We start from the raw sequence: 6,719 nt of genomic DNA on the forward strand, positions 1-6,719 counted from the left end.
GCTTCTTGCTTATGGCAGAGATATTTATTATATACTCAAACAGGTATTTTGTTAAAATTATTTAATAGATGTACTTAGCACACTGAAAGCGCGGCCCGTTCGGCGTAACGTTCACATCATCGGTCGTCGTCGACATACCTGGCATCGGCCCCTCGGGAACCGATGAAAACCGGACTGACCGACGGTCGGCGTAACAGCAACGGATGGCACAGACACACAAGAGGTGATAGTGATGAATAAGCTCTTTGCACTGATTCTACTGATCGCGATTGCCGGTTTGTCCGGCTGCAATACCGTCGAGGGTGCCGGCAAGGATATCCAAAGCGGCGGTCACGCCGTGAGTGATACGGCCAGGGACGTCAAGAAGGACATGTAAAGCGGCACGGAGGCCAAGTCCGACAAGGCTGTAGTCCCTTCAGCCAAATAGTGACCGGGTCGCCACCGACTGAGCCATCGCTTGGGCGGTGTCGATCAGTGCTTGGGTGTTGATCTTGATCCTCACTCGGGTTTCGCTTGTCCGTCGTTCCACATCCACATCCACATCCACATCCAATTCCTGATCTCCGGCAGATCCCGACCATGTTTGGCGATTAGTGCCGGTGCTCGATCAGCGTGTCCTGGACCAACTGTTTCAAATACGCCCCCTTGCTGCCCAAGACTGTCCTGGGTTGAGGCGTGGGTGCGGGCGTTAGACGGTCTGAGTCATGCGGTACGCGCCACGATAGTCCTCGCCATGGCAAGCGTCTGTTCGTGAGCGCACGGAGCATGCTCATTCGCGCTTGCCAAGCGGACGGCTGGAAGAACGACCACTGGACGGTTAGCATGGGGTGTTGCGTCCCGCCAGCCCGGAGGTAGGTCAGAAAACAGCGCCATGTTAAACGTCGCCTGTGAATTCAACAAACCAAAAGCCACCTTGAAGGGCGGGGTTTCAACCCAGGAATTTTGATGAACCGCCCGCCAGCCATGCCGACATCTATCCTCAAGGTCGTTGCGGTTCTGCTGTTGCTGCTCCTGGTGATCGGGCTGGGACTGGCCTGGCATCGCTATGACCAGGCGCGTCTTGCCGACCCGATCCGGGTTGGTATCCTGCATTCACTGACCGGCACCATGGCCATCAGTGAGCGCGGCGTGGTGACTGCTACGCGACTGGCTATCGACGAGATCAATGCCGCCGGCGGTCTGCTTGGCCGTCCGTTGCAGACAATCGTTCGCAATGGAGCCTCGGATTGGGCGACCTTCGCCCGTGAGGCTGAGTCCCTGATCCTGGACGCCCAAGTAGATGTAGTCTTTGGGTGCTGGACCTCGGCCTCGCGCAAAACGGTCAAGCCGGTGTTCGAACAATACGATCATCTGCTGTTCTATCCAGTCCAGTACGAGGGGCTGGAGCTGTCACCCAATATCGTCTACACCGGCGCGGCACCCAATCAGCAGATCATTCCGGCGGTGAAGTGGGCCATGGACAATCTGGGCCGGCGCTTCTTCCTGGTTGGATCGGATTACGTGTTCCCCCATGCGGCCAACGCCATCATGCGCGACCAGATCCGCTCGCTGCGTGGATCCGTGGTGGGTGAGCACTATGTGCTATTGGGTAGCACCGAGGTCGAGTCGGTCGTGGAGGCCATCGCGACGAGCCGTCCGGATGTGATCCTGAATACCCTCAATGGCGACAGCAATGTGGCCTTTTTCAAGGCACTGCGCGCGCGGGGCCTGACCCCGGACCGGATTCCGACCATCTCATTCAGCATCGCCGAGGCCGAGCTCAAGATCATGGGCAGTGCGGATTTCGCCGGCGACTATGCGGCCTGGAATTATTTTCAGAGTCTACCCGGCGAGTCCAATCGTCGCTTCGTCGCCGCCTATCAGGCCCAGTATGGAGCCAATCAGGTGGTGACCGATCCGATGGAGGCGGCCTATTTGGGCGTCTATCTATGGGCTGAGGCCGTGAAGCGTAGCGGTCGCACGGATCCGGTCGCGGTCCGACGCGCCTTGCCTGGGCTGTCCATCGCCACGCCCGGCGGGGCCGTGAGTCTGGACGGCCAGAGCCAGCATCTCTGGAAGTCGGTGCGCATCGGGAAAATTCAGGCCGATGGTCAGTTCGAGATCGTCTGGGACTCCGTCAAACCGGTGCGGCCTTTGCCCTATCCGGGGTATCGCTCGCCGGCAGAGTGGGAAGCCTTTCTGACCGGACTCAATCAGCGCTGGCAGGGACAGTGGACCAATCCGGGCACCGAACCCACGCCGCCTGGTCAGCCATTCACGGGGGCGCACCCATGAGCCGCCTGCGCTCGATCGCCGCCGAGCTGGGCCTGACCTTTTTGGTCGTGGCCCTCGCCCCGATCCTGACGGCCTATATCGTGGCCAATGACATCTTCAGTCGCTCGATCCATCAGCAGAAACTGGAAGCACTGACGGCCATCGCTGACGCCGCCCAGGACCGGGTGGAAACCTATGTGCGCGGACTTATCACGGATACGACGACCCTGGCCCGCGCCCCCTCCCTGGTCACGCTGCTGCACCAGCCGGAGCCGCTCATCCAGCCCGACGCCAGTACTCTGAGCTTCCTTAGCAGCTTCAGCGAGGCCAAGGGCTATTACGACCTGCTGCTGGTGGATCAGGCCGGGAACATCCGCTTCTCACTCAAACGCGAGGACGACTTGGGCGGCCATGTTCAGGATGCGCAACTCGCGGGCACCCAGCTCGCCGCGACCATTGATGCCGCCAACACCCTCTTGCAGACCGAGGTCTCTAACTTCGCCTGGTATCCACCCAGCCAGGAACTGGCCGCCTTTCTGGCCGCGCCTATTTTCGACGGTGGCGTGATTATCGGTAATCTGATCCTGCAAATCGACAACCAAGAGCTCAACACCATCGTCAACCACTATGGCGGACTCGGCGAGACCGGAGAACTGCTGGCCGCGACCCTGGGCGAGGACGGTCTGGTGGTGGCCGCTCCCAGCCGCCATGCTCCAAATCTGCCCGAGCGCACACTGGATCCAACCGCCTTCGTGCCGCTCCAGGCCGCCATGCAGGGTCAGGCCGGCTCAGGGCGCTTCGTCGACTATCGTGGTCAGGACAGCCTTGGGGTCTGGCGCTATCTGCCGTCGCTGAACTGGGGATTGCTGGTCAAGATCGACACGGCTGAGTTCCAGGCTCCGATCCAGCGTTTCGCCAGCATCTCACAGGCGGTCATGCTGGCCTCCATTGGTCTGGTGCTCTTTGGAGTCTGGCTGGCCAACCGATTGGTCTCGCGTCCCATCGTGCAGCTGGCCCAGTCCGTGACCCGACTGGAGCACGAGGCCCTGCCCGAGCCCCTCCAGGTGCCCGCGCGCCACGAGATCGCCGCCCTGGTCGCGGCCTTCAATCAGCTCATCGCCAGCGTGCGCGTCCATCAGACCGAACTGGAGGCGCGGGTCGCGCAGCGTACCGCCGAGCTGGCCGAGGCCAATCGCGAGTTGCAGCACAGCAATGTCGAGTTGGCCGCGACCCTGGACACGCTGCAAAAGACCCAATCCCAGTTGGTGGAGACCGAAAAGCTGGTGGCCCTGGGGCAGCTCATCGCCGGGGTGGCGCACGAGATCAATACGCCGCTGGGATCGATTGCCTCATCGATTGAAACCCTGGCCAACGCCTATCAGGAGCAGGACCGGTTCCTGACCCTCTTTGCCGCGTTATCTCCGGTCCGGCGTGAACAGTTCCTCGAACTCCTGACCCTGGCCGCCGCCGGTTCCAGCCTCAGTCTCAAGGAAAAACGCGATCTCAAGAAGGACTACGAACAACGGCTGGCCGGACGGGCCGTACCCCAGCCGCGCCAGGTGGCTGAACTGCTGTCGCAACTGCCGCCGCTGGACATCGAGCGCTTCGTCCCGCTGCTGGAAGACGAAAAAGCCACCGAAATCCTTGAGCATCTGCGTCAGGGCAGCCATATTCATCGCGCCTGTCAGAACATCCGTACCGCCGCCGACAAGGCGCGCAAGGTGGTCTTTGCCCTCAAGAGTTTTGCCCGCTACGACCACACCGGCGTCAAGAGTCCCACCCATCTGCGCGAAAGCATCGAAACAGTTCTAACCCTTTATCAGAACCAGATGAAGCAGACCATCGATCTTCAGACCGATCTGCCCGAGGGGCCGCCCATTCCAGCCTATGCAGACGAACTGGGGCAGGTCTGGATGAATCTGGTCCATAATGCGCTGCAGGCCATGGACTACAAAGGGCGATTGGAGATCGGTCTGCAACAGGACGCCGACTGGGCCAGGGTCCGCATCACCGACACCGGTGGCGGCATCCCGGAGGCGATCCGAGATCGGATCTTCCAACCCTTCTTCACCACCAAACCGGCGGGGGAGGGCAGTGGTCTGGGACTCGATATCGTGCGCCGGATCGTCGACAAGCATCAGGGCGAGATCCGGCTCGAATCGACAGTGGGCGTTGGGACCAGCGTCGAGATTTGGCTACCGGTCACAAACACGGAATGAATGCAAACTATGTAATCCTCTGTATTGACGATGAGGAAACCATCCTCGACAGTCTCTCCATGGAGCTGTCCGGCTGCTTTCCAGGGGTCGAGCTGGAGCTGGTCCAGGACAATGCGGAGGCTGAAGAACTGGCCCGCGAGCTGCTTGCCGAGGGCCTGGAGATCCCGGTGGTGGTCTGCGATTACATCATGCCCGGACGCAAGGGTGATGAGGTGCTGGCCGCCATCCATGCCATCGCCCCCAAGGCCCGCACCGTGATGCTGACTGGCCAGAGCAGCCTGGACGGTGTCACCAAGGCCATCAATCGGGCCAATCTCTATCGCTATATCGCCAAACCCTGGGACCGCGACGATCTCATTCTCACCCTGCAAGGGGCGCTGGAGAGCTATGTCCAGGACGCCACCATCCAGCGCCAGAACGCCGAACTCAAGGAACTCAACGAAGGGCTGGAGCGCAAGGTCGAGGAACGCACCGCCGAGCTACGGGCCGCCAACGCCGAACTGGCCGAGGCCAACCGAACCAGCAACCAGTATCTGGACATCATCGACCAGCATGTGCTGATCTGTCGTATCGACAAGGCCGGCGCCATCGTCTATGTCTCCGAGGCCTTCTGCCGCAAGAGCGGCTTCGAACGGCAGGAACTCATCGGCCGTAACTACTGGCAGACCCTCTATTTCAATCTGAGCGAATCACGCATCCGCGAGATCATGACGACCCTCGAACGGGGCGAGACCTGGCAGGGCGAGATTCGCCATCAGAGCAAGGACGGACGGGATTACTGGGTGCACGAGATCGTCTCGCCGGATCTGGTCGACGAATCCCTGGTGCTGGGCTTCACCAGCATCCGGCAGGACATCACGGACAAGAAGGCGGTGGAGGAACTGAGCATCACGGATGCGCTCACCGGTCTCTACAATCGCCGTCATTTCAACAGCGTGCTGGAGCGTGAGCTGGGTCGCGCCCGAGAGGACGGCCAAAGGCTGGCCTTCGCCATCTTCGACGTCGATCACTTCAAGGCCTACAACGACAACCATGGCCATGCCGCCGGGGATGAGGTGCTGAAGCGGATCGGGCGGCTCCTGAACGAGCGCTACAGGCGCGGGCGTGATTACGTCTTCCGCATCGGCGGGGAGGAGTTCGCCGTCCTGCTCACCGTGCGCCGGCCCGACGAAGCCGAGGCGGCGGCCGCCGGACTGGTGGCGGCCGTCGAAGCACTCGAACTGCCGCACGGCCATAGCCCGGTCTCGCCCTGCATCACCATCTCGCTCGGTCTGCGGCTGATTTCGCCGGATGAAGCCCCCGTGACCGTCGACCAGGTCTTCACCGAAGCCGACACCCGGCTCTATCGCGCCAAGGCCGGCGGACGCAACAGATACGTCCTGTAGCCTTCCCATCCGTTGATCGAAAACAATCCGGCTCGCAATTCGACGGCTGTTACAGTTTATGAAAAATCGCGCTGCGGTTTGGTCGAGTGCACGGCTTCTCAACCGCTTTCTCGTGCTTTGTCTCTGGCTGGGGGCCGGTCAGGTTGCAGCCGCCGATCTGGGTCCGGAAACAGCCACGGTTGGTTTGCTGGAGCTGACGCCGGCCGAGCAGCGTTTCATCGAGCAACATCCGGAGGTGGTGCTGGCCAGCGGGACCAGCTTCGAACCCTTTGTGATCCAGGACGCGGATGGCCGGATCAGCGGGCACGATGTCGAGTTGGCGCGGCTGATCAGCGAGCGCACCGGCTTGAGGATCCGTTTCCGCGTGGGCCTCTGGGAGGAAATGCAACGGCTCGCGTTTGACCGTGAAGTCGATGGTCTGGCGACCGCGATCAATTTCGAGAATCGTCAGCGCTCTTTCGACGCCTCGCGGCCCTATATCAGCGCCTCCATCCTGGTGTTCGTCAAGCACGGCAATCCCTTGGGGATTCATGGCGTCGAGGATCTGGCCGGTCGGCGAGCCGCTGAACAAAAAGGCAACCTGGGGTTCGAGCGTTTGCGGCAAGCAATCAGCCGGGACATCGAGGCGGTGCGGTTCGAAACCTTCACCGAGGTGCTCAACGCCGTGGCGAATGACCGGGCCGACTTTGCCATCATCGACGAGAGCGCGTTTTACCTGATCCGTGAATTGGGATTGACCCGCCTGATCGAAAGCGCCTTCGTCCTTGATCAAACATATGAGTTTAACGCGATGTTCGACTTTTTGACGTGACTGAAAGACGTTGGCGCGACACCGCCGTCCTGGCTACGCTGAGAGGATCTG

5 protein-coding genes are annotated in these 6,719 nt (G+C 61.0%); all 5 read left to right on the forward strand.

Features of this window, described 5'->3' with window-relative positions; genetic code table 11:
- The first annotated feature begins 232 nt into the window (after positions 1 to 232).
- The 5 genes from GJ668_RS19025 to GJ668_RS19045 all read left to right on the forward strand — a co-directional run bounded on the left by GJ668_RS19025 (position 233) and on the right by GJ668_RS19045 (position 6,668).
- Entirely contained in the window at positions 233 to 376 is a 144-nt protein-coding gene (locus GJ668_RS19025) for an entericidin A/B family lipoprotein (RefSeq protein ID WP_155451675.1), read from the forward strand.
- Positions 377 to 963: 587 nt separating this feature from the next.
- On the forward strand, positions 964 to 2,274 hold the full coding sequence (urtA, locus tag GJ668_RS19030) for an urea ABC transporter substrate-binding protein (RefSeq protein WP_155451676.1): 1,311 nt from the start codon (positions 964 to 966) through the stop codon (positions 2,272 to 2,274).
- Positions 2,271 to 4,472 carry a sensor histidine kinase gene (locus GJ668_RS19035; protein ID WP_155451677.1) on the forward strand — a complete coding sequence of 734 codons (2,202 nt, stop codon included), beginning with the start codon at positions 2,271 to 2,273 and terminating at the stop codon, positions 4,470 to 4,472. The genes urtA and GJ668_RS19035 overlap by 4 nt, the downstream gene beginning before the upstream one ends.
- Positions 4,469 to 5,857, forward strand: coding sequence for a diguanylate cyclase domain-containing protein (locus GJ668_RS19040; protein ID WP_155451678.1), 1,389 nt, complete (start codon positions 4,469 to 4,471; stop codon positions 5,855 to 5,857). The genes GJ668_RS19035 and GJ668_RS19040 overlap by 4 nt, the downstream gene beginning before the upstream one ends.
- 58 nt (positions 5,858 to 5,915) lie before the next feature.
- Positions 5,916 to 6,668, forward strand: a complete 753-nt coding sequence (locus tag GJ668_RS19045; protein WP_155451679.1) for an ABC transporter substrate-binding protein — start codon at positions 5,916 to 5,918, stop codon at positions 6,666 to 6,668.
- Positions 6,669 to 6,719: the final 51 nt, after the last annotated feature.

Origin of the sequence: Allochromatium palmeri (genome assembly GCF_009720725.1) — a bacterium.
In the GTDB taxonomy this organism is placed as follows: Bacteria; Pseudomonadota; Gammaproteobacteria; order Chromatiales; family Chromatiaceae; genus Thermochromatium; species Thermochromatium palmeri.

Coding starts and splice junctions, on each gene's coding strand:
- GJ668_RS19025 (WP_155451675.1), top strand. CDS start 233: ATGAATAAGCTCTTTGCACTGATTCTACTGATCGCGATTGCCGGTTTG.
- GJ668_RS19035 (WP_155451677.1), top strand. CDS start 2,271: ATGAGCCGCCTGCGCTCGATCGCCGCCGAGCTGGGCCTGACCTTTTTG.
- GJ668_RS19045 (WP_155451679.1), top strand. CDS start 5,916: ATGAAAAATCGCGCTGCGGTTTGGTCGAGTGCACGGCTTCTCAACCGC.
- GJ668_RS19040 (WP_155451678.1), top strand. CDS start 4,469: ATGAATGCAAACTATGTAATCCTCTGTATTGACGATGAGGAAACCATC.
- urtA (WP_155451676.1), top strand. CDS start 964: ATGCCGACATCTATCCTCAAGGTCGTTGCGGTTCTGCTGTTGCTGCTC.